At 61.3% G+C, this 24,962-nt stretch carries 27 protein-coding genes and 1 riboswitch; of the genes, 19 read left to right on the top strand and 8 right to left on the bottom strand.

Annotated elements, in window-relative coordinates:
- The first annotated feature begins 1 nt into the window (after position 1).
- The 7 genes from rnfG (at position 2) to HMPREF0326_RS02910 (ending at position 7,012) form a co-directional block, all read left to right on the top strand.
- Positions 2-577, top strand: a complete 576-nt coding sequence (gene rnfG / locus HMPREF0326_RS02940) for an RnfABCDGE type electron transport complex subunit G (RefSeq protein ID WP_008682750.1) — start codon at positions 2-4, stop codon at positions 575-577.
- A 37-nt stretch (positions 578-614) separates the two neighbouring features.
- Positions 615-1,289, top strand: a complete 675-nt coding sequence (gene rsxE / locus HMPREF0326_RS02935; RefSeq protein ID WP_008682744.1) for an electron transport complex subunit RsxE — start codon at positions 615-617, stop codon at positions 1,287-1,289.
- 53 nt (positions 1,290-1,342) lie between these two features.
- Positions 1,343-1,918, top strand: coding sequence for an electron transport complex protein RnfA (locus tag HMPREF0326_RS02930; RefSeq protein ID WP_008682742.1), 576 nt, complete (start codon positions 1,343-1,345; stop codon positions 1,916-1,918).
- A 372-nt stretch (positions 1,919-2,290) separates the two neighbouring features.
- Complete coding sequence (rnfB, locus tag HMPREF0326_RS02925; RefSeq protein WP_008682741.1) at positions 2,291-3,199, top strand: RnfABCDGE type electron transport complex subunit B; 909 nt, start codon at positions 2,291-2,293, stop codon at positions 3,197-3,199.
- A 12-nt stretch (positions 3,200-3,211) separates the two neighbouring features.
- Positions 3,212-4,267 carry an FAD:protein FMN transferase gene (locus HMPREF0326_RS02920; RefSeq protein WP_009303260.1) on the top strand — a complete coding sequence of 352 codons (1,056 nt, stop codon included), beginning with the start codon at positions 3,212-3,214 and terminating at the stop codon, positions 4,265-4,267.
- A gap of 764 nt (positions 4,268-5,031) precedes the next feature.
- Entirely contained in the window at positions 5,032-6,018 is a 987-nt protein-coding gene (locus HMPREF0326_RS02915) for a glycosyltransferase family 10 domain-containing protein (protein WP_020990183.1), read from the top strand.
- A 52-nt stretch (positions 6,019-6,070) separates the two neighbouring features.
- The gene (locus HMPREF0326_RS02910) at positions 6,071-7,012 is read left to right on the top strand and encodes a glycosyltransferase family 2 protein (RefSeq protein WP_008682732.1); all 942 of its coding nucleotides are present in this window, start codon (positions 6,071-6,073) and stop codon (positions 7,010-7,012) included.
- 9 nt (positions 7,013-7,021) lie between these two features.
- Here HMPREF0326_RS02910 and HMPREF0326_RS02905 read toward each other — a convergent pair whose 3' ends face one another.
- Positions 7,022-8,371, bottom strand: a complete 1,350-nt coding sequence (locus HMPREF0326_RS02905; RefSeq protein WP_008682730.1) for a sugar transferase — start codon at positions 8,369-8,371, stop codon at positions 7,022-7,024.
- Positions 8,372-8,381: 10 nt separating this feature from the next.
- Complete coding sequence (locus tag HMPREF0326_RS02900) at positions 8,382-9,518, bottom strand: glycosyltransferase family 4 protein (protein ID WP_008682728.1); 1,137 nt, start codon at positions 9,516-9,518, stop codon at positions 8,382-8,384.
- 226 nt (positions 9,519-9,744) lie between these two features.
- On the opposite strand from HMPREF0326_RS02900, the gene HMPREF0326_RS02895 reads away from it, so the two are divergent.
- The 4 genes from HMPREF0326_RS02895 to HMPREF0326_RS02880 all read left to right on the top strand — a co-directional run bounded on the left by HMPREF0326_RS02895 (position 9,745) and on the right by HMPREF0326_RS02880 (position 12,939).
- Positions 9,745-10,767 (top strand): SDR family oxidoreductase, encoded by a 1,023-nt coding sequence (locus HMPREF0326_RS02895; RefSeq protein ID WP_008682727.1) that lies wholly within the window; start codon positions 9,745-9,747, stop codon positions 10,765-10,767.
- A 417-nt stretch (positions 10,768-11,184) separates the two neighbouring features.
- Positions 11,185-11,568, top strand: a complete 384-nt coding sequence (locus tag HMPREF0326_RS02890; RefSeq protein WP_008682725.1) for a CidA/LrgA family protein — start codon at positions 11,185-11,187, stop codon at positions 11,566-11,568.
- The gene (locus HMPREF0326_RS02885; protein ID WP_008682724.1) at positions 11,556-12,251 is read left to right on the top strand and encodes an LrgB family protein; all 696 of its coding nucleotides are present in this window, start codon (positions 11,556-11,558) and stop codon (positions 12,249-12,251) included. Before HMPREF0326_RS02890 ends, HMPREF0326_RS02885 begins: the two co-directional genes overlap by 13 nt.
- Positions 12,252-12,270: 19 nt before the next feature.
- Positions 12,271-12,939 (top strand): YiiX family permuted papain-like enzyme, encoded by a 669-nt coding sequence (locus HMPREF0326_RS02880; protein WP_008682723.1) that lies wholly within the window; start codon positions 12,271-12,273, stop codon positions 12,937-12,939.
- Between the two features lie 37 nt (positions 12,940-12,976).
- Here HMPREF0326_RS02880 and HMPREF0326_RS02875 read toward each other — a convergent pair whose 3' ends face one another.
- From HMPREF0326_RS02875 to HMPREF0326_RS02860, 4 genes are all read right to left on the bottom strand, one after another.
- On the bottom strand, positions 12,977-14,074 hold the full coding sequence (locus tag HMPREF0326_RS02875; RefSeq protein ID WP_008682722.1) for a GGDEF domain-containing protein: 1,098 nt from the start codon (positions 14,072-14,074) through the stop codon (positions 12,977-12,979).
- 256 nt (positions 14,075-14,330) lie between these two features.
- Positions 14,331-15,041 carry a septal ring lytic transglycosylase RlpA family protein gene (locus HMPREF0326_RS02870; RefSeq protein WP_008682721.1) on the bottom strand — a complete coding sequence of 237 codons (711 nt, stop codon included), beginning with the start codon at positions 15,039-15,041 and terminating at the stop codon, positions 14,331-14,333.
- Entirely contained in the window at positions 15,038-15,964 is a 927-nt protein-coding gene (locus HMPREF0326_RS02865; protein ID WP_008682720.1) for a hypothetical protein, read from the bottom strand. Before HMPREF0326_RS02865 ends, HMPREF0326_RS02870 begins: the two co-directional genes overlap by 4 nt.
- Positions 15,961-16,230 (bottom strand): hypothetical protein, encoded by a 270-nt coding sequence (locus HMPREF0326_RS02860; RefSeq protein ID WP_008682719.1) that lies wholly within the window; start codon positions 16,228-16,230, stop codon positions 15,961-15,963. The genes HMPREF0326_RS02865 and HMPREF0326_RS02860 overlap by 4 nt, the downstream gene beginning before the upstream one ends.
- A 431-nt stretch (positions 16,231-16,661) precedes the next feature.
- Here HMPREF0326_RS02860 and dsrA point away from each other — a divergent pair, with 431 nt between their 5' ends.
- The 6 genes from dsrA to ribB all read left to right on the top strand — a co-directional run bounded on the left by dsrA (position 16,662) and on the right by ribB (position 21,589).
- A complete protein-coding gene (dsrA, locus tag HMPREF0326_RS02855) occupies positions 16,662-17,975 on the top strand; it encodes a dissimilatory-type sulfite reductase subunit alpha (RefSeq protein ID WP_008682717.1) in 1,314 nt (437 codons plus the stop codon).
- A gap of 19 nt (positions 17,976-17,994) precedes the next feature.
- On the top strand, positions 17,995-19,140 hold the full coding sequence (gene dsrB / locus HMPREF0326_RS02850; protein ID WP_008682715.1) for a dissimilatory-type sulfite reductase subunit beta: 1,146 nt from the start codon (positions 17,995-17,997) through the stop codon (positions 19,138-19,140).
- A 56-nt stretch (positions 19,141-19,196) separates the two neighbouring features.
- Complete coding sequence (locus HMPREF0326_RS02845; protein ID WP_008682714.1) at positions 19,197-19,433, top strand: dissimilatory sulfite reductase D family protein; 237 nt, start codon at positions 19,197-19,199, stop codon at positions 19,431-19,433.
- A 155-nt stretch (positions 19,434-19,588) separates the two neighbouring features.
- Entirely contained in the window at positions 19,589-19,822 is a 234-nt protein-coding gene (locus HMPREF0326_RS16595; protein WP_147568367.1) for a hypothetical protein, read from the top strand.
- A gap of 45 nt (positions 19,823-19,867) precedes the next feature.
- A complete protein-coding gene (gene amrA / locus HMPREF0326_RS02840) occupies positions 19,868-20,452 on the top strand; it encodes an AmmeMemoRadiSam system protein A (RefSeq protein ID WP_008682713.1) in 585 nt (194 codons plus the stop codon).
- Between the two features lie 70 nt (positions 20,453-20,522).
- A riboswitch (FMN riboswitch) is annotated at positions 20,523-20,675 on the top strand.
- Between the two features lie 233 nt (positions 20,676-20,908).
- Positions 20,909-21,589, top strand: a complete 681-nt coding sequence (gene ribB, locus HMPREF0326_RS02835) for a 3,4-dihydroxy-2-butanone-4-phosphate synthase (protein WP_008682711.1) — start codon at positions 20,909-20,911, stop codon at positions 21,587-21,589.
- Positions 21,590-21,704: 115 nt separating this feature from the next.
- On the opposite strand, the gene HMPREF0326_RS02830 is transcribed toward ribB, so the two are convergent.
- Complete coding sequence (locus HMPREF0326_RS02830; protein WP_009303252.1) at positions 21,705-21,896, bottom strand: hypothetical protein; 192 nt, start codon at positions 21,894-21,896, stop codon at positions 21,705-21,707.
- 187 nt (positions 21,897-22,083) lie between these two features.
- Between HMPREF0326_RS02830 and HMPREF0326_RS02825 the strand changes: the two genes are divergently transcribed.
- Both HMPREF0326_RS02825 and HMPREF0326_RS02820 read left to right on the top strand, forming a co-directional pair.
- Positions 22,084-22,428 (top strand): transposase, encoded by a 345-nt coding sequence (locus HMPREF0326_RS02825; RefSeq protein ID WP_008682709.1) that lies wholly within the window; start codon positions 22,084-22,086, stop codon positions 22,426-22,428.
- An 8-nt stretch (positions 22,429-22,436) separates the two neighbouring features.
- Positions 22,437-23,243: an IS3 family transposase gene (locus HMPREF0326_RS02820; RefSeq protein WP_008682707.1), complete on the top strand. Its 807-nt coding sequence runs from the start codon at positions 22,437-22,439 to the stop codon at positions 23,241-23,243.
- A gap of 87 nt (positions 23,244-23,330) precedes the next feature.
- On the opposite strand, the gene HMPREF0326_RS02815 is transcribed toward HMPREF0326_RS02820, so the two are convergent.
- Positions 23,331-24,947 (bottom strand): glucosyltransferase domain-containing protein, encoded by a 1,617-nt coding sequence (locus HMPREF0326_RS02815; protein WP_008682705.1) that lies wholly within the window; start codon positions 24,945-24,947, stop codon positions 23,331-23,333.
- Positions 24,948-24,962: the final 15 nt, after the last annotated feature.

Raw genomic sequence — 24,962 nt, 5'->3', positions numbered from 1 at the left:
CATGATCGGCATGTTGCGAATGGTGGTGGTGCTTTCGGTGCTGTGCGGGCTGTCGGGCTTTGCGCTGTCCTATCTCAAGATGGTCACGGCTCCGCGCATTGAGGAACAGGTGCTGACCTACGTGCAGGGCCCGGCTCTGGCGCGGGTTTTCACCCACACCCAGAATTCACCCATTGCGGACCGCCGCAAATTCCCGCTGGACCACGGCTCGATCACGGTGTTCCCGGCCCTGCGCGACGGCAAGCTGGTGGGCGTGGCCCTGGAAGAGCAGGGCAAGGGCTACGGCGGCGAGATCGGCGTCATGGTGGGCTTTAATGTGGACAGCGACACCCTGGCGGGCATCGGCATCACCACGCTCAAGGAAACGCCGGGTCTGGGCATGCGGGTGACGGAACAGGCTTTTTCCGGGCAGTTCGCCGGGGCGCGCACCCCTGTGGCGCTCGCCTCCCAGGGGGGCTCCATTGATGGAGTCTCCGGGGCCACCATTTCCTCCGGCGGCGTGGTGACGGCCGTGAACAAGGCGGTCCAGGTCTACAGCCGACTTAAACCGGAAATTCTCAAAGTCTGGTCCAAATAGAAGCGCATCGCGCCGATTTTGCCGCAAGGAGGCAGCCATGACCGTCATGCAGGAATTCACCAAGGGGCTCTGGAAAGAGTTGCCGCCTTTCCGCCTGGTGCTGGGGCTCTGTCCCACCCTGGCCGTGACCAATTCGGCGGACAACGGTCTGGGCATGGGCCTGGCGGTTATTTTCGTGCTGGTGCTCTCCAATATGTTGATTTCCATGGTGCGCAGCATCATTCCCAAGAAGGTGCGCATCGCCTGCTTCATCGTCATCGCGGCCTCGCTGGTGGTGGCCGTTGAACTGCTTATGCAGGCCTATGCCTATCCGCTCTACCAGCGCCTGGGCATCTTCGTGCCCCTTATCGTGGTCAACTGCATCATTCTGGGCAGGGCTGAAGCCTTTGCCGCCAAAAACGGCGTGGCCGCCTCTGTGGCCGACGGTCTGGGCATGGGCCTGGGCTTCACGCTTTCCCTGACATTTCTGGGGTCGTTGCGGGAAATTTGGGGCAACGGCACCTGGTTCGGCCATGCCATCATGTGGGACGGCTTTGAACCTTTCCGGATCATGGTCAAGGCGCCGGGCGCGTTCATTTGCCTGGGGCTGATCCTGGCCGGAATGAATCTGATCAACTTCTGGCAGGCCCGGCGCAAGGGCCGTGAGCCCCGGCCCCTGACTGAAGGCTGCGGCGCCTGCCAGGCCTGCAATATGGCGGCTCGCGAAGGCTAGGGCCGCCTCAGGCCGTCTGCCGGAGCATCGCGGATTTTTGAAAGGAGCGGCGCATGGAAATTTTTGCGATCTTTATTTCCGCCATCTTCGTCAACAACATCGTGTTGGCGCAGTATCTGGGCAACTGTCCCTACCTGGGCTGCTCCAAGGAAAAGAGTGTGGCTCTGGGCATGGGCGGGGCCGTGATTTTCGTTATCATCGTGTCCACGTTCTGCACCTGGCTCATGCAGCGCTATGTGCTGGACCCCTATGACCTCGGCTACTTGCAGACCATTGTGTTCATTGTGGTCATCGCCGCCCTGGTGCAGTTCGTGGAAATGTTCCTGAAAAAAGCCGTGCCGCCGCTCTACGCGGCCCTGGGCATTTTTCTGCCGCTGATCACCACCAACTGCGCGGTTATGGGCGTGGCCATCCTGGTGCAGCGCGAAGGTTTCGGCCTGTTGGAATCCGTGATCTGGGGCGCTGCCTACAGTGTGGGCTTTACGCTGGCCCTGCTGCTCATGGCCGGTATTCGTGAGCGGCTGGACACCTGCCGTCTGCCCAAAGCCATGGCCGGAACGCCCATCGCCTTGGTCATGGCCGGGCTGATGTCGCTGGCGTTCATGGGCTTCAAGGGTATGGGCCATTGAGAAGAGGCGTCTTTTGCCCCCCCCGGCGGCGTCAGGCGTCGCGTCGCGCGCCGGTCATGTATGTTTTGATACACTCCCGTCGCGCAACGCTTGCCTTCCTTGCCGGGAAACAAAATCCGCCTCTTCTCCAGAGCCCCGGGCCGCTTGTTTTCCTTGCCGACGAACGAACTTGACGACGCGCCCGCAGGGCGTTGCGGATAGAAAGAAAAGCCTTACCTGATAGTTAGAGTAGTCGACGCATGAAATGCGTCAACCGGCCTGCAAGGATTTGTCTGCAAATCCTTGCCACGGAATGCGAGTAGAAGAGCATTTCACGTGTTAAATGCTCTCGAAGTTATTTGCGTTGTTGTTACGTTAGCCGAGGTTGCCGTTATGGTCTTTGTATCCATTATGACCCTGTTCGCCCTGGGACTCGCGGCCTCGATCATCCTGGCCGTGGCTTCGCGTGTCTTTTACGTCAAAGAGGACCCCAGAGTGGAGGCCGTGGTGGAGGCCTTGCCCGGTGCCAATTGCGGCGGTTGCGGCTTTGCGGGTTGCGAGGGTTATGCCACGGCGGTGGTCAATGATCCTTCGGTGCCGGCGAACAAATGCTGCGCCGGCGGCGCGGCCACCAGCATCGCCGTGGGCGAGCTCACGGGCAAGACCGTGGCCGAGGCCGAGCCCCTGTATGCCTTGCGGCGTTGCGACAAGCTGGCAGGCAAGGTGGCTCCGCGCTACCAGTATCAGGGCATGCCTTCCTGCGCCGCCGCGGCTCTGATGCGCGGGGGCACGGACGTCTGCGTCTATTCCTGCCTGGGATTCGGCGACTGCGTGCAGGTCTGCCCCTTCGGTGCCATGGAAGTGCGTGACGGCCTGGTACGCGTGGACCGGAGCAAGTGCACGGGCTGCGGCGTGTGCGTGGCCGCCTGCCCGCGCGGCATTCTGGAACTGACGCCCCAGCGGGGCCGCGTGGCGGTCTACTGCAACACCAGGGACAAGCTGCGCGCGGTCATGGATGTCTGCGACGTGGGCTGCATCAAGTGCGGCAAGTGTATCAAGACCTGTCCGGCCAAGGCTGTGCGCCTGGAAGACAACCGCATTGTCATTGACCATCTCCTCTGCCTTTCTTACGGCCCCATCTGCGAAGAAGCCTGCGTGGGCACCTGCCCGCGCCATATTCTGCGTTCCACCCGGAGCCCCCTTGTGCCCCGCGCCGTTGCGGACGCGGACGACAAGGCGGCAACGCCGCCCGCGCCCGAGGCCGCCGCTTCGGAGCAATCCCGGCCCCAACCCCAAGCCTGAGAGGGAGGCAGCATGCCGTCCATTTACAGTCGCCGTCATTTTCTGCGGGCCGCGCTGCTGAGCGGCGGGGCTCTCACCGCCGCCACCCTGACGCCCGCCTTTCTGCCGCTGGCCGCCAGGGCCGGTGGACTGTTGCCGGGCGGCGCGCCCGCGGAGCCGCTGCGGCAGACCAGCCTGTTCATGGGCACCATGGTCAGCATCAGCGTGGCCCAGGTCGAGCCGGGCCGGGCCGAGGAAGGCATGGCGCGCGCGTTCGCCCTGGGCCGCCGCATGGCGGACGTATTCACCCGTTTTGACGCCTCGTCGCCGGTGGGCGCGCTCAATGCCGACGGCGCGTTATCCGACGCGCCGCCGGAGCTGAACGCGCTGTTGCAACGCGCCATGCGCGTGGGCCGCCTGACGGGCGGCGCCTTTGATGTGACGGTACTGCCTTTGTTGCGCCTGTTGGACGCCCACCGCAATCCCACAGGCAGCCTGCGCCTGGCCGAAGGCGAGTTGCGCGAAACCCTGGAACTGGTGGGCGCGGAACATCTGGAAGCGAGCGGCAAGGCTTTGCGCTTTACGCGTTCCGGCATGGGTCTGACCCTGGACGGCATTGCCAAGGGCCATATTGCCGAGGCCATGTCGCGTGAACTCGCGGCCGCCGGTTGCCCGGATCACTTGGTCAATGCCGGCGGCGACATGGTGGCGCGCGGCCGCAAAGCTCCGGACGCGCCATGGCGCGTGGCCGTGGAAGACCCGCAAAAGCGGGGCAAATATCCCCAGGTGGTGGAACTGCCCGCGGGCGGGGCCATTGCCACGTCCGGCGGCTATGAGGTTTTTTACGACGCCGCGCAAAGCCACAGCCATCTGGTCAGTCCGGCCACCGGCCAAAGCCCGGCTCTGGCCAGCGTGACCGTGACCGCGCCCGAGGGGCTCATGGCCGATGCCCTGGCTACGGCCCTGTCGGTCATGCCGCCGCGCGAAGCTCTGGCCCTGGCCGACGCCCTGCCCGGCTGCGCCTGCTGCCTGTTGCGCCGGGACGGGCTGGCGCGGGTATCCGGTCGCTGGCAGGGGCGGCCGGTCTAGGGCCTGTTGACACTATGCCTTTTTGCCCGCTCGCTACGTCAGATTTCACCTGTTTTTTCGGTCGAGTACCAAAAGAGTACACTCCCTCAAAACAGGCTTATCTTCCTTGCGGGCGAACAAAAATTCTATAGTGTCGACAGGCCCTAGGCCGCGCTGCGGGATCATTCTGTTCTCCTCCCGTAGGCAGAATGATTTTGTATTTAGAGTAGGTTATTTTTCAAAGATAAATTGTTTTAGTGGGCTTGTCATACGGATGAGATATTCCGAGCCCTGCGGGCGCGGCTTTTTCGCCACGTTGCGGCTTGGGCCGCCTATCCCCCGACCCCCCCTACAAGCCCCTGCCCCTGCTGCACGTCGTAACGCGATGACGCGGCGTACAACGGGTCTTGCTCGCGTGGTTCGCTACGCCCCGAAATCGCCGCGCGTCAATTTCCGGCAACGGACGACTTTTTTACTCGAAGCCCGGCTGTCAATGGCAATTGCGCGGCGCGGAGGGAGATCGCCTGAGCGTAGCGAAGGAAGCTCCCGCAGCAAAAGCCGCGCTGCCCTCGTAGCTCACGCGGGGGGAAGGGGTTGCAAGAGGCCTGGGGGGTCGCGCAGGCCACCCGGCCCCTGCCCGCGCCGGAGGCGGCCAAAACGACAGCGAAGCGAAAACTGTAACGCCCGGAGGGCAGAATAAAACAACGGGCGGAGAACAGAATGACCTTGGCCGCTCTGCGGAGCGCTTGCCCGACCTGTCCTTCCGAGTGTAAGAAAAGTGGGTGATGGACTGCTTTTTCTGCACCGTGCACGCGGCTTGGCCCTGGCTGCGCCAGACGGAAGACGGATCGGGCCGCATGGGGGACGTGCGCTTTGTCCTGGAGGAAAAGGACGGCAGCACTCCCTGGCTGGTGGTCTTTGACGAGCCGCCCGCGGGCGCGGCCACCCGCGTTCCGCGCGAACGGCGTGTGCTCTTCGTCACCGAGCCGCCGGAAATCAAGCGTTACCCGCGTTCCTACCTGGGCCAGTTCGGCACGGTCATTTCCCCCTATGCGTTCCGGGGCGTGGAGTCCCGTGCCCTTCTTTTGGAAAATCCCTGCCTGAACTGGCACTACGGGGTCGCCACGGGCCACGGCGCGCCTGTATCTCCGGCCCTGCGCCGCCTCGGCGACATCCAAAATCTGCCCGTGCCGCCCAAGTCCAAAAAATGCTCGGTCATTTGCTCCACCAAAACGGCCACGGAAGCGCAACGGCGGCGCATCCGTTTCGTCCGGCGCCTGAAAGATATCCTGGGGGACGATCTGGATGTCTTTGGGCGGGGTTTCCGTCCCGTGTCCGACAAGGCCGAGGCCATTGCCCCGTATGCGTACCATCTGGTGCTGGAAAACAACTACATCGACAATTTCTGGACGGAAAAGCTGGCGGACGCCTGGATCGGCTGGGCGCTGCCCCTTTATCTGGGCGCGCCCAATCTGGCGGCGGCCTGCGGCCTGCCGGACGGTTTTGTGGCGCTTGACCCGGACGACGAAGAAGGCAATCTGGCCCGCATTGCGCAATGCCTGGGGCGCCCGCTTTGGGAAGAGCGGCGGGAGGCCCTTGCCCGCTGCCGAGCCTGGTGCCTGCAAGGCACCAATGTCTTTGCCAGGACGGCCGCGCTGATCCGCAATGCGCCGCCCGGCATCCAACGCCTGCCCATGTCCACGAGGCCCGAAAGCCTGTACGGCACGGACCGTCAGGCTGTTGCCGCCTTGTACGGCCGGGCCCGGGCTTGAGGCCTTGCCCCAGCCTGAACGGCTCTGACACTATTTCTGGGGGAATTGCAGCGTGCCGCTGATCACTGTCGCCATGGCCGCCCACAACGCCGCCCCGTATATCGGGGAAGCGCTGGATTCCATTCTGGGCCAGACCTGCCGGGATTTCGAGCTGCTGGTGGTGGACGACGGTTCCACGGATGAGACCGCGCAACGCGTTGCGGACCGCGCGGACGCGCGCATCCGTCTGATTCGCCTGGGAACCAACCGGGGCCGGGCAGCTGCGCGCAATGTGGCCCTGGACAACGCGCGCGGCGTATATCTGGCCTGGATGGACGCCGACGACATTGCCGTGCCCCGGCGTCTGGAAAAGCAACTGGCCTTTCTGGAAAGCCATTCGGATGTGGCCGTCTGCGGCGGCTGGCTGCAATACTTTCACCAGTCCACGGCCTTGGAGCGTTTTCCCCGGACGCCGGAGGATATCCGCGCGGCCACGGTTTTCGGCACGTCCGTGGTCAACGGGTGCAGTCTGCTGCGCCTGGATGCGCCGCGCGCCCACGGTCTGCGCTATGATCCGGCCCTGGAGCGCGCCGAGGATTTCGCCTTCTGGGGCGATCTGCTGCTGGGCGCGGGCCAGCGCGCCGCCAATCTGCCGGAAGTGCTGCTGCACTACCGCTATGTGCGCCGCCCCTTTGTACCGCGCTGGCATGTGCGGGCTCTGCTGGGGCACGTCTTTCCCCATCTGGGCCTGGAGGCCGACGTCGCTGAGGCCGCCCTGCACGCGGGCCTGGTCTACGCCCCGCTTAAAACGCATTGCGCCCGCGCGGGCGCGCGCCCGCTGCTGGCCTGGCTGGACAAGCTCTGGCGCGCCTGGGCCGCCTCCTTTGGGGATGACCCGGCCATGCGGCGTTACATTCTTTTTTTCGCGGCGAAAATCCTTTCCCTGGCTCCGGACAGGGAGGATGCGGCCGCTTTTTTCCGCAGCCTGGATATCGCCGGGCTGACAAAAGATTAGAGACAGCTCCTAGCGCGCCCCCTTGGGAAAGAGCACCACGCCGATGGTTTTGAAGATAATGTGGATGTCCAGCAGAATGGACATATTCTTGATGTAGTAGAGATCGTATTCCAGCTTGCGGCGGGCGTCCTCCTCGGACGCGCCGTAGGGATAGCAGACCTGGGCCCAGCCCGTCAGGCCCGGCTTCACCGTATGGCGCAGGCTGTAGTAGGGAATGTCCTTCTTGAGCTGTTTGACGAAGGCCATGCGCTCGGGCCGGGGACCGATGAAGCTCATGTCGCCCTTGAGGATATTCCAGATCTGGGGCAGCTCGTCGATGCGCACCTTGCGGATGAACTTGCCGAAGCGGGTCACCCGGTTGTCGTGGGCGCTGGCCCAGACCGCGCCGTTTTTTTCCGCGTCCGCGCGCATGGAGCGGAATTTGTAGACCGTGAATTCCTTTTCGTACAGGCCCACGCGGTCCTGGCGGTAGATCACCGGGCCCGGCGATTCCAGGCGCACGATCAGGGCCGTGAGCAGCATGACGGGCGTGGCCGGAATCAGCAGCACCAGCGAGATCAGCACGTCCAGAGCCCGTTTCAGCCGCCGCAGCGAGCCGCGCGTGTTCAGGGAAAAACCCTCGGTCTGCAACAGCCATTCGTCGTTGATCTGCGAAAGGGGCAGGCGCTGCACCACGTGCTCGTAAAAAGTGCGGATGTCCACCACCATGCTGCCGCGCAGCTTGGCTTCCAGCAGATCGTGGGCGATGTCGTCGTCAATGGGCGCGTCGGGCAGCAGCAGGATCATGGTGGCCCGCTTTTCCCTGGCCACGTCCAGGGCCTTGAAGGGCGGCCCCAGGCAGGGGCCCGCGTCCGGGCCCTGATCCCGTTCGCCCACATAACCGATGATGGTCGCCTGGGGCAGGCCTTCGGCCAGCAGTTGGCGCACCTTGCCCGCGCGGTCCACGCCCACCAGCAGGATGCGCAGGGGGTGGGTCAGCTTGTCCGCATTGCGGTAGTAAAGCCAGCGCCAGCCCAGGCTGAAGGCCAGGGACAGGGTAAAGAGCATCAGCAGGGTTTCGCGGTCGAAACGCCAGTGGTCAAAGGAATAGGAAGCCGTGGCCGAGGAGATGATGCCCAGCACGCAGGCCACCAGCACCCGGCCCGAGGTTTCCCTGAAATCTTCCCGCCCCACGCTGTAGGCGTCCAGAATGTAGAAAAAGAGCATGTAAAAAAAGACCGTGAACAGCGAAGCGCCGGTGTAGTCGTGAAACACGCTCAGATCCGGCGCGATGGTGGTCACGCCGGTGATGGTCAGCGCCAGCAGCAGGCAGAAGATGTCCAGAGCCTGCAGGAGCGCCATGCGGTACGTACTGATCATTGCCCTTCCTTTATGCCCCGGCGGGCACATGCATGTCCCGCAGAATGCGGGCCGCCACTTTTTCGGCGTCGAATTCCCTGACGGCCAGCTCGCGCCCGGCCTCGCCCATGCGCGCGATAGTTCCCGGCGCGAGGATAAAACTTTCCATGGCCCCGGCCAGGGCCTCGGGATCGCGCACGGGCGTCATGCGTCCGTTGACGCCGTCGCGCACCACTTCCCGGCAGCCGGGCACATCCGTGACCACGGCGGCGCGGCCCATGCTCATGCCTTCCATGATGGACGTGGGCGTGCCTTCCCGCCAGGAGGGCAGCACCAGCACGTGGGCTGCGGCCAGATAGGGCCGCACGTCCCTGGTTTCGCCCAGATATTCGATGCCGTTCTCGCGCTCCCAGGTTCTGACCTGGTCAAGGCTGACGCTGCCCAGGCCCTGTTCCGGCGGGCCCAGCAGCTGAAAGCGGGCTACGGGGTAGCGGGCCTTGAGCAGACGCGCCGCCGCGGCGTATTCCGGCAGGCCCTTTGCTTCCAGCAAACGACCCACCAGCAGAAAGATGACCGGTCCGTCAGGCGGCAGCGGGGGCAGGGGAGCCTGCGCGAAACGCCGGATGTCCACGCCCGTGCCGCGCGCCGTGAGCACGCGCGCGCCGGGACCCAGAATGCCCGACTCGCGGAAGATGCGGATATCGTCCTGATTCTGAAAAAAGACGCCTTCCGCGTTTTTGAGCGCCTGCCGGTAAAGAAAGACGCTCAGACGGTTGACGCATTTCTTGAACAGGCTGTCGGCCTCAAAGGCGTAGCCCAGACCGGTGATGGTGGCGTAGACGTGCGGCACGCGCGCGCGGCGCGCGGCCAGGCCGCCGTAGATGACCGGCTTGATGGTCGAGGCGAAGAGCAGGCCCGGCTTCTCCGCATCGAATATTCGCCTGAGTCGGGCGAAAGAGCGCGCGTCATGCAGGGGATTGAGGCCTTTGCGGTCCAGCTCGTAGTGGAGCACGCGCGCGCCCAGGGTTTCCAGCGCCGCGTCGGCCTCCGGGTCGCCGGGCGGCACGCAGCAGAGCGCCTCATGCCCGCCCTGACGCATTTGGCGGATCAACACGCTCCAGAAATTGGACAAAGCCCTGGCCTGGTTGCCCAGGACAATGATTTTCATGCCGGTTTTTCTCCCTTCCGTCGCGGCGGCCCCGGTATGGTCTTGCCTATAGCACCTGTGCCCGGCCCTGAAAAGAGGGTGGAGCGTGCGGGGCCGCCCGCGTCTTTACAGGCCGCGCCGCGCGGAGTACAAGGAGAGCGACCCGCCGAGGCCGACCGGCGCGGGTCCGGAGGCGCGGGCCGCCGTTATAATCAACCCTCAGGAAACAATAAAACAGGACGCAACCATGAGCGTGTATGCCGCCTTGTGCGAAACAATGACCGCCGCCCCCTCCCGTTGGCTGGTGACCGGCGTGGCGGGTTTCATCGGCTCCAATCTGCTGGAGCATCTTTTGAAAATGGGCCAGACCGTGGTGGGACTGGACAACTTTCTCACCGGCTATCAGAAAAACCTGGATATGGTCCGCGACCTGGTGGGGCCGGAGGCTTGGAAGCGTTTTACCTTCATTGAAGGCGATATCCGCGACCTGGATACCTGCCGCAAGGCCTGCGAGGGAGCGCGGCACGTGCTGCACGAGGCCGCTCTGGGTTCGGTGCCGCGTTCCATCGACGATCCCCTGCTCTCCAACAGCTGCAATATCGACGGCTTTCTGAACATGCTGGTGGCCGCGCGCGACGCCAAGGTGGAAAGTTTCGTCTACGCCGCGTCTTCCTCCACCTACGGCGATTCGCCGGAGCTGCCCAAAGTGGAAGACAAGATCGGCCGTCCGCTCTCGCCCTATGCCGTGACCAAGTATGTGGACGAGCTGTATGCCGATGTCTTTGCCCGCTGCTACGGTTTCACCAGCATCGGCCTGCGCTATTTCAACGTCTTCGGCCAGCGTCAGGACCCCTACGGCGCGTATGCGGCGGTAATTCCGCAGTGGTTCGCCAGCCTGATCAAGGGCGAAACCGTGTACATCAACGGCGACGGCGAAACCAGCCGCGACTTCTGCTACATCGACAATGTGGTGCAGGCCAATCTGCTGGCGAGCCGCGCCCGCGCGGAAGCCCGCGACAAGATTTACAATGTGGCCTTCGGCCAGCGCACGACACTGAACGAACTGTTTCTGCTGATCCGGGAGGAAGTGGCCCGGCATCTGCCCGCCGCCGCCACGGCTGAAGCCGTGCACCGCGATTTCCGCGCGGGCGACGTGCGCCATTCGCTGGCGGACATCAGCCGGGCCGAAAAGCTGCTGGGCTATGAGCCGCGCTACGACGTGCGCGAGGGTCTGCGCCTGGCCGGGGACTGGTACGCGGCCAATCTGTAGGGCGGACTTTGTTTGAAATCGCATATAATTTCAAACAGGGATCCTTTCCTCAAACTCTCATTGTTCCCGTCGGTCGCGGCGGCGTTGTCCTGATTCCCGGCCGTGCTGTTCTTGCCTGCATGTTGCGTTGCAGCCACAGTCAGAGCAATTTCACTCTTGAAATTGCTCTGACGACGCACACGGTGCGGCGCGCCGCGAAGCGGCGTGGATTCTGGCGAAAACCACGTTTTTCGCCAGAATGTTAACTTTGAAATTTGTAAAATTTAAAGTTAATCTGCTCTAAGGCGCACGGCTTTGCCGTGCTTGGCTCGGGCAATCAGGGCTGCGTCGACGGCTGACGCGCGGCACAACGCTGTTTCGTCCCGCGTTCAGGCGCGCCCGTCAGCTCCGGCCGGAAGGAAGATAAAGAAGGTTGGCATGCGGCAGACTCTGACCCTGCTCTGGCAAATGGGCATCCTGGCTGCTTTCGCCTGGGCGGCGGACTGGCTGGCGCGGATGTGCGACCTGCCTATCCCCGGCAATGTGCTGGGCATCATCGTGCTTTTCCTTCTGCTCTGCACGGGCGTGGTCAAGGAAAGCCACATCAGCGAGGCCGCCAATTTTCTGCTCAAGCACCTGGTGTTCTTTTTTGTCCCCATCGCGGTGGGGCTCATGAACTGGGGCGGCGTCTTTTACGATTACGGCTGGGTTCTGCTGGCGGCCATTGTGATCAGCACGGCCCTGCCCCTGCTCGTGGTGGGCTGGCTGGCCGGGGCCCTGCGCCGCCGCCCTGAGAAAGGAGCGGAGTCATGTGGTCAGTGACGACCCTGCTCTGCGTGGCGGGCACGGTCTTTGTCTACGCGGTCGTGCGCCGTCTGTACCTGCGTTACAAGCATCCGCTGATCAATGTGGTGGGGCTCAGCGCCGCCGTTGTGATCAGCGCGCTGCTGCTTCTCGATGTGCCCTACGCGGCTTATGAACCGGCCAGGAAGATCATGACCGCGCTCATCGGGGCCGCCACGGTCAGCCTTGCCCTGCCGTTGTACCGCTACAGGAAGTTGCTGCTGCGCCATGCCGTGGCCATCATTGTCAGCGTGAGCGCCGGGGCTTTTGTGGCCATGTTTTCCGCCGGGCTCATCGCCCAGAGCGGCGGCCTGCCGCGTGAAGTGGTCATGTCCATCCTCTCCAAAGGTGTTTCCATTCCCTTTGCCGTGGAGGTCGCCAAAATCTACGACGGAATTCCTTCCCTGGCCGCCGCCTTCGTGGTGGCTACCGGCACTCTGGGCTCGCTGCTGGGCGTCTGGACCCTGAACCTTGTGCGCGTCAACTCCCCCTTTGCCCGTGGGCTGACCCTGGGCACAATCTCCCACGCCCAGGGAACGGCGGCGGCCCTGCAGGAAGGCGAGGAGGCGGGCGCCATGGCCGGTCTGGCCATGATTCTGGCGGGCATCCTCACCGCCGCCTTCGCGCCGCCGGTGGTCTGGCTGCTACGCGTCGCCGCCTGAACCCGGAACACATTCTTCCATGCTTCGTGAAGAAAAAATATCGCGGCCGCGTTTCTTTCTTTTCTTTCTCACCGGACTGCTTCTGGTAGTGCTGCTCGCGGCGATGCCGGACCGGCGGCCCGTTGCCGCCGCGACCGCGCCGGAGGTCCGGGAGGGGGACATCATTTTTCACGCCTCCACCTCGTCCCAGAGCGCGCTCATCCGCCTGCTGACCCGTTCGCCGTATACCCACTGCGGCCTTGTGATGCGCCACAAGGGGCGCTGGCTGGTGCTGGAGGCGGTGCAGCCGGTGAAGCTTACGCCCCTGGCGGCCTGGACGGCGCGCGGCGCGGGCGGGCATTATGTGCTTAAACGCCTCAAGAATGCAGACGCCGCGCTCACGCCCGACGTGTTGGAACGCATGCGGCGTCTCGGCCTGGGCATGCTGGGCCGGGCTTATGACCGGCAGTTTCGTTGGTCCGACGCGAAACTATACTGCTCGGAACTGGTCTGGAAACTCTATCGTCGCGGCGCGGGCATCACCCTTTGCAAGCCGCAGCATTTCAGAGATTTTAATCCGGCGCGGCCCTCCCTGGCCGGAGAGGCCGCCCGCCGCTACGGGAAAAACATGCCGCCGCCGGACGAGCCCGTGGTCACGCCCGCGGCCCTGTTCGACAGCCCCCTGCTGCGCACGGTGGAGGAACGGTAGGAGGCTGCCGCCTTGGTGGAACGGCTTCGCCTCAGGTTCAAAAGGAGCAGCCGTTTTTGCCATTCTGTTTGATCTTATAGGCCCGCTGGTCGGCTTTCTGGGCAAGGATATTATAATCGCTGCCCTCGTCGGGAGCCAAAGCGATGCCGACGCTGCAGGAAACCGGCAAATGAAGAAAATAATCGCTGTCCGCCAGTTGCGCGATGGCGTCGCAGAGCCGTTGCACACGTTTCTTCGCCATGTCCGCTGACGACACACCGGACAGCAGAACCACGAACTCATCGCCGCCGACACGTCCCAGCACATCGCTGGGCTGCGCCTCCTGCCGGAGAACAGCCGCGACCCGGCGCAAAAATTCGTCGCCCATGCCATGTCCCAGCGTATCGTTGACCATCTTGAAGTTGTCCAGGTCAATGAAAAGAAATGCCGTGCTTTCGCGTTGTTGCGCCAATGTCTCAGAGACGCGCTCCAGTGTGCCCTGATAATTGAGCAGCCCGGTCAACGGGTCGGTCTGAGCTCGCAGCAGAGCGGCTTCCAGTGCGCTCTGATGTTCCTGTTGCTCGCGGTATATGGCGGTGACATCGGAGCGGGAGAGCAGGATCATGCCGGACGGCTGGTCGTAATAACGGTATTCCAGGCGCTTGCGGGTATAGCCGCGTACGGGGTCAAGGACGCCGCAATAAAAGGCGTGCAGCCCGTTGACGCTTAACTGTTCCAGTACTCGTTCAATCCGCATTTCCCGGATGACCATCTGCCTGTCTTCCGGAACCACGAAGGCTTCCGCATAGTTAACAAGTTCCGTGGCGTAGTCGTTGCATTGGGCCGGAGGCAGGGGCGTCCCGTCGCTGCTGCCGCTGAACATGGTATAGCTGTTGTTTTTCGCGTCCAGATAGATGAAGTAATCGCAGTTATTGTATACATAACGGTCAACGACGTTTCTGAGCAAATGCTGTTCGTCGGCATCGCGGACCATGACGTACGCGTAGGGAGGGTGCCCCTCCTCTTGTACCAGAAAGGCGGATATGGAGATCCAGCGGAGTCTGCCAGTGGTGAGGCGCACGTCGCGGGACAGCGTGTGCTGTCCCGATTTAAAAATCTGCAGCAAATGCGCCGAGGAAAAACTGTGCAGAATCATCTGGCTGTCGCTTTCGCCAAGATAGGCGGCGCAGCAATGCCGCAGCAGCGTATTCCAGTCATAGACCTTGGCGATGGTTTCGGGCCTCTCGCGGCTTTGCAGGATAACGGCGTCCCGACGCGCGCGATGGAGACGTACGCATGATTGAGGACGTTGAACAGTTCCCTCTGGATGTTGTCAATTGTCGTGCTGCCGGTGTGGTTCGGACGCTGTTTCATGGCTTTCTCTGAGTTTTCTTACCGTGAGAATTGACTGCTCAACTCCCCCCCACCACAAAGGCGTGGGGGTAGAGAGCTCTGAACAGGTCCAGCATCTGCTGCGCGCCGTTGGAATCCTGCCAGGGGCCCACCTGCACGTTCCACATGTTGTTGCTGCCGAACTCCAGGCGGCCCTTGTGGCCGGACCGGGTCAGGATATTGATCAGTTTGTAGGCGTTGTTCTTGTCGGCAAAGGCTCCCACCTGCACATAGAAGGGGCCGCTCATGTCGCCGTTCTCCTGCAGTTGGGGAATGCCGCCCAGGCTCTGGACGCGCACTCTGGCCGTGCCCGTGCCCATCATGTTCAGGCGCGTGGCCGCGCTGCGCGAGAGATCGATGACGCGGTCGTCCACAAAGGGACCCCGGTCGTTGACCCGCACAATGATGGAACGGCCGTTGCCCAGATGGGTGACGCGCACCTTGGTGCCCAATGGCAGGATCTTGTGGGCCGCTGTCATGGCGTATTGATTGTAGCGCTCGCCGTTAGCGGTTTTTTTGCCGTGAAAGCCCGGTCCGTACCAGGAGGCCGTGCCCACTTCCACAAAGCCGTGGGCGGATTTGAGGGGATAATAGGTCTTGCCGCGCACGGTGTAGGGCTTGCTGCCCGGCACGCCGCCCTTGCGCCAGGAACGCGAGCCGCAGCCGGACAACAGGGCCGCGCAGAGCAGGAGTGCCAGGCAGACCCGCAGCGCGCGAAAGGCCTTGTTCATGCGGCGGGCTCCGGCTCGGCCAGGCAGCGCGGCATGCCGTTCTGAGCGCAGGCCGCGCACAGCGCCGTGTCGGCCTCCCCGGCGGAGCCGCTTTCCAGACCGCGCAGGAGCTCCCGGCTTTCGTCATTGAGCAGGTTCCGCTCCCGCGCCCGTCGGAGCAGGGTCATGGCGGGCTCGTGCCGTCCCGATTCCAGAAAATCCCGGGCGGCCAGCAAATAAAGGCACTCGGGTTCGCCGTCGTACAGGGCCGTGAGCAGATCCGGATAGAGCGGGCCGAAAACCTCGCGGGCCAGAGGCTCCTCGCAGGCCAGCCAGCGGGCCAGGCGGCAGTTGCGGCCCTCGGCCGTCAGATAGCGGGTGAGCAGGAAAAGCCCGTGCGACAGGACGTGGATGATGCGCTCCAGTTCGCGCGCCGAGCTTTCGGCGGTCTGCGCGGCCAGGGCGCTCAAGGGGCCGTAGAATTCGCCGGTCACCGCCGGGTGACGGCCCAGCTGGGCCAGGCGGTTGGCGTAATGCTGGCCCTGGAAGGCGTCTTCCTTGAGCTTGGCGCATTCGTGAAAAGCGTAACCCACGCACCAGTCGATGAGGGCCTCCACCGGGCTCTGCACGGCGGTGCCGTCGGGATGGGGGCTGGCCGCGTACTGCCAGAGCATGATGCCCAGGTTTTCCGCCGGAGCCTCCGTAGCTGTCGCCGCCGTGCGGACCGTATTGCGGAACAGGTGGTGGGCCGTATCCTTGAGCCGCCAGAACACGCCCTTGCGCATGGCCTCGCCCAGCAGGTCGCGCAGGGCGGAATAGGAAACCGTGCCGTCGCGCTCAAAACGTCGCCGCTGGTCGGACAACAGGCGGAAGACCATGCAGTAGTCGCGCACCAGGTCGCGCACGAAAAAGGCCCTGTTGGCCAGCAGCCAACGCTCGCTCACGCCTCGTCCTCCCTCAGGAGCGTCCTGGCCACGGCCAGGTCGTAGAGCTTGAGCGGGTCGGCTTCCTGGTTGCGTTCCTCTTTGTACAAGCGGGCCGCGTTTTGCACCACGCTCAAGCTGAGCCAGGGATGGCGCTCCCAGACTTCGGGATGGTCCGCCTGCCAGAGCCGGAATTCTACTTCGCCGTCCCGGCCGCGCCGCACGTAAACCCGGGCGCGGCTGTTGCCCGCCTGGGGATGATAATACAAGCCGCGTTCGTCTTTCATGGCTGTCGTTATCCTTTACGGTGGAAAGTAAAACGCCCGTATCTTACGCTTAAAGCGCCGCCTTGGCAAAGGCGGCGCGTGCCCCCCCCCGCCGGGACCGGGGGCGACGCTGTGAAAATGTGGTCAATGTTCGACCCCGCCGGTTGTCATCAGAGGAAAAATGAGATATGCAACGAAAAGACCGCGTTGCGGCCCGAGGGGCCGAGGCTTTGGCTCGCCCGCTCGTTCGTGATCCCTTGGGGCGTTCCGCTTTTGCGGAGCGGGCGCTGCGGCGGCTTTGCGGGAAGTTGCCGGGGCACCGAGGCGGGATGCGTTCCCGCCGCGCATCGGCACACGCGCAGAAGTCCGTTTTGCGATGCTCCGGGATCGGCGCACCTGAACGGCATGTCACGCGATGGCGTGATACAACCAAACCATGTGGAGGTATGGCAATGGCGAAATATGCAACCCCCAAGTTGGACGAGCTTGAAAGCGGCCCTTGGCCGAGCTTTGTGTCCGACATTAAACAGGAAGCGGCCGCGCGGGCCAAAAATCCCAAGGGTCTTGACTATCAGATCCCGGCGGACTGCCCCGAAGACCTGCTGGGCGTATTGGAGCTTTCCTACAACGACAAGGAAACCCACTGGAAACACGGTGGCATCGTGGGCGTGTTCGGTTACGGCGGCGGCGTTATCGGCCGTTACTGCGACCAGCCCGAACAGTTCCCCGGCGTGGCCCACTTCCACACCATGCGTGTGGCCCAGCCCGCCGGCAAATACTATGACACCAAGTTCCTGCGCGACCTGTGCGACATCTGGGATCTGCGCGGTTCCGGCCTGACCAACATGCACGGTTCCACGGGCGACATCGTGCTGCTGGGCACCCAGACCGTCCAGCTGGAAGAAGTCTTCCACGAGCTGACCCACAAGATGAACGTGGACCTCGGTGGTTCCGGTTCCAACCTGCGCACGCCCGAAGCCTGCCTCGGACAGTCCCGCTGTGAGTACGCCTGCTACAATACGCAGGATATGTGCTATCAGCTGACCATGGACTACCAGGACGAGCTGCACCGCCCGGCTTTCCCCTACAAGTTCAAATTCAAATTCGACGGCTGCCCCAACGGCTGCGTCTGCGCCATGGCCCGTTCCGACTTCGCCGTGGTGGGCACCTGGAAGGACGACATCAAGATCGACCAGGAAAAGGTCAAAGCCTACCTGGCCGGCGAAATCAAACCCAACGCGGGTGCGCATGCCGGGCGCGACTGGGGCAAGTTCGACATCCAGAAGGAAGTCATTGACCGTTGCCCCAGCCAGTGCATGAAGTGGGACGGTTCCAAGCTCTCCATCAAGACTGCCGACTGCGTGCGCTGCATGCACTGCATCAACACCATGCCCCAGGCCCTGCACATCGGCGACGAGCGCGGCGCCAGTATTCTGGTGGGCGCCAAGGCCCCGGTGGTGGACGGCGCGCAGATGGGTTCGCTGCTTGTTCCCTTCATCTCCTGTGAAGCCCCCTATGACGATGTCAAAGAAGTCATCGAAAAGATCTGGGATTGGTGGATGGAAGAAGGCAAAAACCGCGAGCGCGTGGGTGAAACCATGAAGCGCCTCTCCTTCCAGAAGCTGCTGGAAGTCACCGACACGCCGGCCATGCCCTGCCAGGTGAAAGCGCCTCGTGCCAATCCCTTCATCTTCTTCAAGGAAGAGGAAGTGCCCGGCGGCTGGAATCGCGATCTCGCCGAATTCCGTAAACGCCATCAACGCTAGTTATAAGGGGGAAACGAACATGGCTTTTATTTCTACCGGGTACAATCCCCAGAAACCCATGGAAGGCCGTATCTCCGACATCGGCCCTCATAAGTACGACGACTATTTCCCGCCGATGATCAAAAAGAACTTCGGCAAGTGGCTCTATCATGAAATCCTGGAGCCCGGCGTACTGATGCACGTGGCCGAAAGCGGCGACAAGGTCTACACCGTGCGCGTCGGCGGCGCCCGTACCATGTCCATCACCCACATCCGTGAGCTGTGCGACATCGCCGACAAGTACTGCGGCGGCTATCTGCGCTGGACCACCCGTAACAATATCGAATTCATGGTGGACGACGAAGCCACCATGAAGGCCCTGCGCGACGAGCTGAACTCCCGCAAGTTCCCCGGCGGCTCCTTCAAGTTCCCCGTGGGCGGCACGGGCGCCTGCGTCTGCAACATGATCCACACCCAGGGCTGGGTGCACTGCCACACGCCCGCCACCGACGCCTCCGGCCCGGTGAAATGCGTGATGGACGCCCTGTTCGACGAGTTCGATCACATGCGCATGCCCGCGCCCGTGCGCGTGTCCCTGGCCTGCTGCATCAACATGTGCGGCGCCGTGCACTGCTCGGATATCGGCCTGGTGGGCATCCACCGCAAACCGCCCATGATCGACCACGAATGGGCCGACCAGCTCTGCGAAATCCCGCTGGCCGTGGCCGCCTGCCCGACGGCCGCCGTGCGTCCCACCAAGGTGGAGCACAACGGCGAGAAGGTGAACTCCATCGCCATCAAGGAAGACCGTTGCATGTACTGCGGCAACTGCTACACCATGTGCCCGGCCCTGCCCATCGCTGACAGCGAGGGTGACGGCATCGCCATCATGGTGGGCGGCAAGGTTTCCAACCGCATCTCCATGCCCAAGTTCTCCAAGGTGGTTGTGGGCTACATCCCCAACGAACCGCCGCGCTGGCCCAGCCTGACCAAGACCGTGAAGCACATTGTCGAGGTCTACGCGGCCAACGCCGAAAAATACGAACGTCTGGGCGAGTGGGCCGAGCGCATCGGCTGGGAAAGCTTCTTCAAGCTGACCGGCCTTGAGTTCACCCACCACCTCATCGACGACTTCCGCGATTCCGCCTATTATACCTGGCGTCAAAGCACCCAGTTCAAGTTCTAGGCAGTTTGCTTAACCCCGGCGGCGCGGCAACGCGCCGCCGGGCCAGGAGAACGCTCATGGCTGACGATAAAGAGATTGTTGTTGAATTTCTGAAAAGCAAATCCGCGGCCAAGTCCAAGTTCTACTTCAAGGACTTTCTGGAACTCTTTCCGGACAGGGGCCCCCGCGACGTGAAAAAAGTCCTCACCAAGCTGATCAATGAGGAAGTGCTGGAATTTTGGTCCTCCGGTTCCACCAGCATGTACGGCCTGAAGGGTGCGGGCAAGCAGTCGCACGCCGAGGGCGAAGACTAGCCTATTTGGCCTTTTTTGTCGCTGGCAGCGTCAAATTTCACGGCGCGGCTCGGTTATACGGGCGGCTTTTTGACCGTTACAACGCAGGACGTTGCGGCCAAAGGCAGCAATGCCGCAGTCGGTGATTCGTCCAGGTAAAGGCTGTCGCTATCTGTATGCCGTTCACGGTAACAGTTTATAGCGCCGTCAGTGTGCCGCTTATTTTTCTTGCCAGCGGCAAAAAACTCAAATGGCGCAACCTCTTTTGCGCAAGATCTGCCGCAACGTCTGTTGTGGCATTTCTTGTTTCGGGCCTGGTTCACCTGCCGCCCTTTGCTTCAGCGGCGGATGAGCGCGCAAATTGGGATGCTTCGATGCGTCTTGCCATAGGCACGCTATTTCAAGCATGACATGGCGTTCGGGCAATCGGCCCGGTCAGGATCCAGGAGGTGATCATGGCGCTTTCCTTTTCCTTGAATGCCGAGGAGCGGGCCTTTCTGGCCCGGCTGGCCCGTTTGGCCATTGAAAGCGCTCTGGCGGGCAAGGGTACGGCCCGGCCGCCGGAACCGCCGGAGAAAGGCGACGCGGTGAGGGAGAGCGTCGGCACATTGCGCCGCCCGCTGGGCTCTTTTGCAACCATCACTCTAAACGGGCGGCTGCGCGGCTGCATCGGCACCATTGTGGGCCGCGAGCCTCTTTACCTCAATCTCTGGCGCATGGCCCGCGCCGCCGCCTTTGAAGATCCGCGTTTTCCGTCGCTGACCCTCCGGGAATGGGCTGGAGCGGCCCTGCACATTTCCGTACTGGACGAACTCACGCCTTGTCCGGACCCGGAAGCCATTGAAGTCGGGCGGCACGGTCTGGCCCTGCAATATCTGGGGCACAGCGGCGTTTTTCTGCCTCAGGTGCCGGTGGAGCAGGGCTGGGATCGTCTGTCCTACCTGGAAAATCTCTGCTCCAAGGCGGGCTTGCCGGGCGGCAGCTGGCGCGCGCCCGGCGCGCGTTTGTTCTGGTATGAAGCTCTAGTTTTCGATGCCTGAGCCGGACTGCGCCTGCCTCGCTTTGCCCCTGCCGCCGTCTTGTCATGCGCCCAGGCCGGGCGTATGTTGGCACTATTCTCAGGGCGGGGTGCAAGTCCCCACCGGCGGTGATGCGGTCGCGCCATGCGCGCGCCGCCAGCCCGCGAGCGCCTTCCGTGAAGGGTCAGCAGATTCGGTGTGATTCCGGAGCCGACGGTAACAGTCCGGATGGAAGAGAATGGTCAAGTATATCGCGTGCGTGAGTGAACAAGCCGCCCCGGAATCGGAAAGCAGATTCTTTTCCTTTCCTTCGGCGTGGGTGTCAGCTTGAGCTGCCGCCTGGCGGGGCCGTAAGGTTTTGTATGGAATTGCTTTGGTATTTTCCTGCGGGAGAACACCACATCCTTCACGCGCGCGATATCCAGCCACGCCCTGATGCACCATCTCCCGGCCATTGTGGCCGGACAAGGAGCTGTCATGCATCAGTCCCAATCCCCCCTTGTGTTGTTCGGTTCTTCCACGGAGCGGATGCGCCGCGCCCTGGATGCGGTGCGCGCCGGTCAGGGCGTCTGCATCGTGGATGACGAGGACCGCGAAAACGAAGGCGATCTGGTTTTTCCGGCCCAATTCCTCACCGTGCCGCAGATGGCCCTGCTGATCCGGCATTGCAGCGGCATTGTTTGCCTCTGCCTGACTGACGAGCGCATCCGCCGCCTGCGTCTGCCCATGATGACGGAGGTCAATACCAATTCGCAGGGCACGGCCTTTACCGTGTCCATTGAGGCGACCGAGGGGGTGACCACCGGCGTTTCCGCCGCTGATCGTGTGGCCACGGTACAGGCCGCCGTCAGCCCGGAGGCCCGGCCGGAAGATCTGCGCCGCCCCGGCCATGTCTTTCCGTTGCGGGCGCGTCCCGGCGGCGTTCTGGAGCGTCGCGGCCATACCGAAGCCACGGTGGACCTCATGGCCCTGGCCGGTCTTGAGCCCTGCGGGGTACTTTGCGAACTGACCAATGAGGACGGCAGCATGGCCCGTTTGCCTCAGGTGGCGGCCTTTGCCCGCGCGCACGCCATGCCCCTGCTCAGCGTGGAGGATATCGCCTCTTGGCGGCAGGCCCCGGCCGGGGAAAAAGCGCGTCCTGCGGGCCGGGTGGCTTAAGCGTCGCTGGAATAGTGAATGAACGTCAGAAGGCGGCCGTACGGCCGCCTTCTGTCCGTGTACAGACGCGGAAATGATTTCTTCGAACGCGCGGACGGAACCGCCCGCCGAAGCGTCATTTTATTTTGGTAAAGCCCTGGCTTTCCAACCAAGCATACAGTTTTTTATGCGTCCAATGGCTGATAACGCCGTCGGCGCATTTTTCCTTGAGAAGTTCACGGACTTTCTGTTGTTCCAGATATAAGGACGCAACATAATTGATCTCGTGGTCCTGGTCGCAATTAAAAAGGGCGTTGTCGCTGGGCATGGCGCACCTCCCATTTTTTTTTACGATTGACCTAAAAATGTATTTTGTCAATATAGAGTGAGCTAATTGGTTCTATGACAGTTATCCGGCGTAAAAAAGAAAGGGCCGCGTCTGATATGCCCCATCAGAGTAGACAACGACAAAAAGGCCACATAGGCTAATCGTTGTAACCTGATGGGGGTATTTTATGGCAGGCGGTAAAAACGCATTTTACAGTGTGGAGTTTAAACAGGAGGCGGTACAGCGATACCAGGAAGGCGGCATCGGCTATCGCGAGTTAAGTGAGCAGTTGGAGCTCAAGAGCAAGACTCAACTGCAAAAATGGGTGGCTGCTGTCAGGCGCGGAGATTCCCTTGAGGATACCCGTGGGAAAAATGCTGAGCGCCGTAAAGGCCGCCCGCGTACAACGTTCTCCTCTGTGGAGGAAAAACTGGCCTATGTGGAAGCTGAGCTTGAATACGTAAAAAAGTTGTATCGCTCCCGGTTTGGGCACGAATGGGGAGCGCACAAAAAAGAGTTCTTTTCAAAATAGTTGGTGAGATGCGTGTCAGATATCCGCTGTCAATCTTGTTGCATTTTTCCGGCCTATCCCGCTCCGGGTACTATAAATGGAAAAATGCAAGCACCAAAGTTGACAACAACGAAGATATCACGGAGCACATCAAAGCCATCCACTCGTTGCGCCCTTTCTACGGCTACCGGCGTGTGGCAGCGGCTTTACGCCGTGAAGGCTTTGCGGTGAATCACAAGCGTGTTTACCGAATTATGCGCGAACGCAGTATGCAATCGATTATCCGTAAAAAACGGCGATACTTTGGCAGATCGGGTAGTGTCGTCTTCCCAGACCTTTTAAAGCGCGATTTCAAAAGTGTTGTTCCTGGTAAAAAACTTGCGACGGACGTCACATATCTGCCGACAACGAGTGGTTTTATTTATTTGTCCGCTATTCAGGATTTATACAACAACGAGATTGTTTCTTACAGCTTCTCAGCCAGAAACACGCTCGATCTTGTCTTTACCAGTCTGAAGAGACTTCCGGCCATGGATGGCGCGATACTGCATTCCGACCGGGGATTTCAGTACACCCACAAGCTTTATCAAGCAGAACTTGAGCGTTTCGGCCTGCGAGGCAGCCACTCCCGAAGGGGGAATTGCTTAGATAATGCTTGCATGGAATCATTTTTTTCCCACCTCAAGACAGAAACTTTTGCGGGAAAAACGTTATGCAGCGCCGAGCAGACGATCGCACTTGTGGTAGAACATACCCGTTTCTATAACACGGAACGGTTTCAGAAAAGGCTCGGCCAGCTTTCCCCGGTGGAGTACCGGAAAAAACTGGCCGCTTGATTACGCCATGGACCTTTTTACTTGTCTATTTGACAGGGGGCAGACCATTCAGCGGCCTCCGGTATAATGTTCGCAGCATATTTGAGATTATTGTTTCAGTGTTTTTAAACGAGCCTCTGCCGTCGGAATGGCGTCGCGATCAAAAAGTAGAATAATTGTATCATCCACAATGCCGATAGACCCCTGATGTGGAAAAGCTTGCTTGTCGCGCGCAAAATGTAGAGCTTTTTCCATAAGATCCGGCCGCTTCTGGATTTCTTCATTAAGCCTGTCTCCCAGTTTGAGATATTTGGAGAGCAACCAAAGCTCAAAGCCGGGATTCCAGGCTTGGGATATTGTTTGGGAAGACAGGGGCGTCAAAGGGCCAACCCGAGGGGTATCTTGGAGGTAAGGCTTAGTACGGCCCAGTTGAACAAGATTGTATGTTTTGTCAGGGTCGAAATTCGGCAGGCTTTCTATGCGCCCAATGACACGATTGAGCACCGCCAGATCATGCTCTGTGGAGCGCACATGACGGATTTGTTGGTCCAGACAGTTGACGGCCATGCACGGCAGTAACAGAATAAAAAGCAAAAGACCGGCATTGCGTATGGGCGTTTTGCTGTCGGCAAGCAATGTCAGAAGGAAAAAACTGTATACATAGCTGAGACCCATCGCCAGAAAACGGTAAAGGTACCAATTGCTGTTGTTGCTGACCAGAAATTGCGACTTGGCGGCTACCGGGAAGAGTGCAATGGCCACTATGAGAATGGAAACTTTCAGGAGCTGGTGTTGTGTCACATGCACCGCCCTGCTCAGCATGGCTGCCGCGCCTCCCGCCAGAGCGCAAAGTAGAAGGATTTTAAGCCATAGAGACATAAAACCCTGCGGCACGACAAGATGTAGCCAGGATTGGCGCACCAGCTCCCAAAGGCGCTGCGGCAGATCGGTGAACACGACGGTCTGAAACTGGTATAAATCCAGAGAGAAGCCTACCAGGGGATAAAGGCGCAGGCTTACTGCATAGAGCAGGCAAGCCGCCATAAGGCAGAGCAATGCCGGACAGAGCGCTTTGCACAAAACATATAGCGCGCTCAACCTGCCGTCCCATTCCAGAAGTTTGATCAGAACTAAGCCCCAGAAGCAGGTGGTCCAGGTCATGATGGAAGATTGATAGCTGGCCAATGCACATGTCGTCAGAACGACGGCCAAAGCATAGCTCAGCAGGCGATGCCTTCCCGGTTTCAGGCTGGCGTGTAGGGCGAGGACCATAAAGAGTTGTGAAGCTGTAAAGGCCAGCGCCATGTAGTGATAATAGTAAAAATCCGTCACCGCTGGCATGCAGGAAATCATAATACCGCCAGCGAACAGAAGCCACGCCCCGGCCTTGGGGCGCCAGAGCAGAACCGCGCCCATACCTGCGGCAATCTGTGTGGCAAAAGCCAGAAGCTGGGTGTAGACAGGAATTTGCACATGGCCGCTCAGCAGATGTAGAAAGGGGGTAAACCAACGGCCCGTTCGACCTCCGCTCAAGAGAGGAATGCCGTCTTCATAACCTACGTCGTGATCGCCAAGAGGAAATTGTGCCAGATCAAAGAAATAGACGATGATATTGATCAGCATTGCCGCGATAAAAGCCTTTTTCCAATCTACGGGAATGCGCTGCCACAATTTCAGCAGGTCTTCGCGCCAATCGGATCTTATCAGCAATGCTCTTTCATTCATGTCTCTTCTTTCCTT

This window comes from Desulfovibrio sp. 3_1_syn3, assembly GCF_000145315.2.
GTDB classification, from domain to species: Bacteria; Desulfobacterota; Desulfovibrionia; order Desulfovibrionales; family Desulfovibrionaceae; genus Desulfovibrio; species Desulfovibrio fairfieldensis.
This window is presented reverse-complemented; position numbering and strand designations above follow the sequence as displayed.

Excerpts from the sequence above, each read along its gene's own strand:
- HMPREF0326_RS02825 (WP_008682709.1), top strand. The coding sequence starts at position 22,084 with ATGGCAGGCGGTAAAAACGCATTTTACAGTGTGGAGTTTAAACAGGAG.
- HMPREF0326_RS02815 (WP_008682705.1), bottom strand. The coding sequence starts at position 24,947 with ATGAATGAAAGAGCATTGCTGATAAGATCCGATTGGCGCGAAGACCTG.
- HMPREF0326_RS02880 (WP_008682723.1), top strand. The coding sequence starts at position 12,271 with ATGCTTCGTGAAGAAAAAATATCGCGGCCGCGTTTCTTTCTTTTCTTT.
- HMPREF0326_RS02875 (WP_008682722.1), bottom strand. The coding sequence starts at position 14,074 with ATGATTCTGCACAGTTTTTCCTCGGCGCATTTGCTGCAGATTTTTAAA.
- rnfB (WP_008682741.1), top strand. The coding sequence starts at position 2,291 with ATGGTCTTTGTATCCATTATGACCCTGTTCGCCCTGGGACTCGCGGCC.
- HMPREF0326_RS02930 (WP_008682742.1), top strand. The coding sequence starts at position 1,343 with ATGGAAATTTTTGCGATCTTTATTTCCGCCATCTTCGTCAACAACATC.
- HMPREF0326_RS02885 (WP_008682724.1), top strand. The coding sequence starts at position 11,556 with ATGTGGTCAGTGACGACCCTGCTCTGCGTGGCGGGCACGGTCTTTGTC.
- HMPREF0326_RS16595 (WP_147568367.1), top strand. The coding sequence starts at position 19,589 with ATGCCGTTCACGGTAACAGTTTATAGCGCCGTCAGTGTGCCGCTTATT.
- HMPREF0326_RS02830 (WP_009303252.1), bottom strand. The coding sequence starts at position 21,896 with ATGCCCAGCGACAACGCCCTTTTTAATTGCGACCAGGACCACGAGATC.
- HMPREF0326_RS02915 (WP_020990183.1), top strand. The coding sequence starts at position 5,032 with ATGGACTGCTTTTTCTGCACCGTGCACGCGGCTTGGCCCTGGCTGCGC.
- HMPREF0326_RS02860 (WP_008682719.1), bottom strand. The coding sequence starts at position 16,230 with ATGAAAGACGAACGCGGCTTGTATTATCATCCCCAGGCGGGCAACAGC.
- HMPREF0326_RS02920 (WP_009303260.1), top strand. The coding sequence starts at position 3,212 with ATGCCGTCCATTTACAGTCGCCGTCATTTTCTGCGGGCCGCGCTGCTG.
- amrA (WP_008682713.1), top strand. The coding sequence starts at position 19,868 with ATGGCGCTTTCCTTTTCCTTGAATGCCGAGGAGCGGGCCTTTCTGGCC.
- HMPREF0326_RS02845 (WP_008682714.1), top strand. The coding sequence starts at position 19,197 with ATGGCTGACGATAAAGAGATTGTTGTTGAATTTCTGAAAAGCAAATCC.
- dsrA (WP_008682717.1), top strand. The coding sequence starts at position 16,662 with ATGGCGAAATATGCAACCCCCAAGTTGGACGAGCTTGAAAGCGGCCCT.
- HMPREF0326_RS02895 (WP_008682727.1), top strand. The coding sequence starts at position 9,745 with ATGAGCGTGTATGCCGCCTTGTGCGAAACAATGACCGCCGCCCCCTCC.
- rnfG (WP_008682750.1), top strand. The coding sequence starts at position 2 with ATGATCGGCATGTTGCGAATGGTGGTGGTGCTTTCGGTGCTGTGCGGG.
- ribB (WP_008682711.1), top strand. The coding sequence starts at position 20,909 with ATGCATCAGTCCCAATCCCCCCTTGTGTTGTTCGGTTCTTCCACGGAG.
- HMPREF0326_RS02890 (WP_008682725.1), top strand. The coding sequence starts at position 11,185 with ATGCGGCAGACTCTGACCCTGCTCTGGCAAATGGGCATCCTGGCTGCT.
- rsxE (WP_008682744.1), top strand. The coding sequence starts at position 615 with ATGACCGTCATGCAGGAATTCACCAAGGGGCTCTGGAAAGAGTTGCCG.
- HMPREF0326_RS02900 (WP_008682728.1), bottom strand. The coding sequence starts at position 9,518 with ATGAAAATCATTGTCCTGGGCAACCAGGCCAGGGCTTTGTCCAATTTC.
- dsrB (WP_008682715.1), top strand. The coding sequence starts at position 17,995 with ATGGCTTTTATTTCTACCGGGTACAATCCCCAGAAACCCATGGAAGGC.
- HMPREF0326_RS02820 (WP_008682707.1), top strand. The coding sequence starts at position 22,437 with ATGCGTGTCAGATATCCGCTGTCAATCTTGTTGCATTTTTCCGGCCTA.
- HMPREF0326_RS02870 (WP_008682721.1), bottom strand. The coding sequence starts at position 15,041 with ATGAACAAGGCCTTTCGCGCGCTGCGGGTCTGCCTGGCACTCCTGCTC.
- HMPREF0326_RS02905 (WP_008682730.1), bottom strand. The coding sequence starts at position 8,371 with ATGATCAGTACGTACCGCATGGCGCTCCTGCAGGCTCTGGACATCTTC.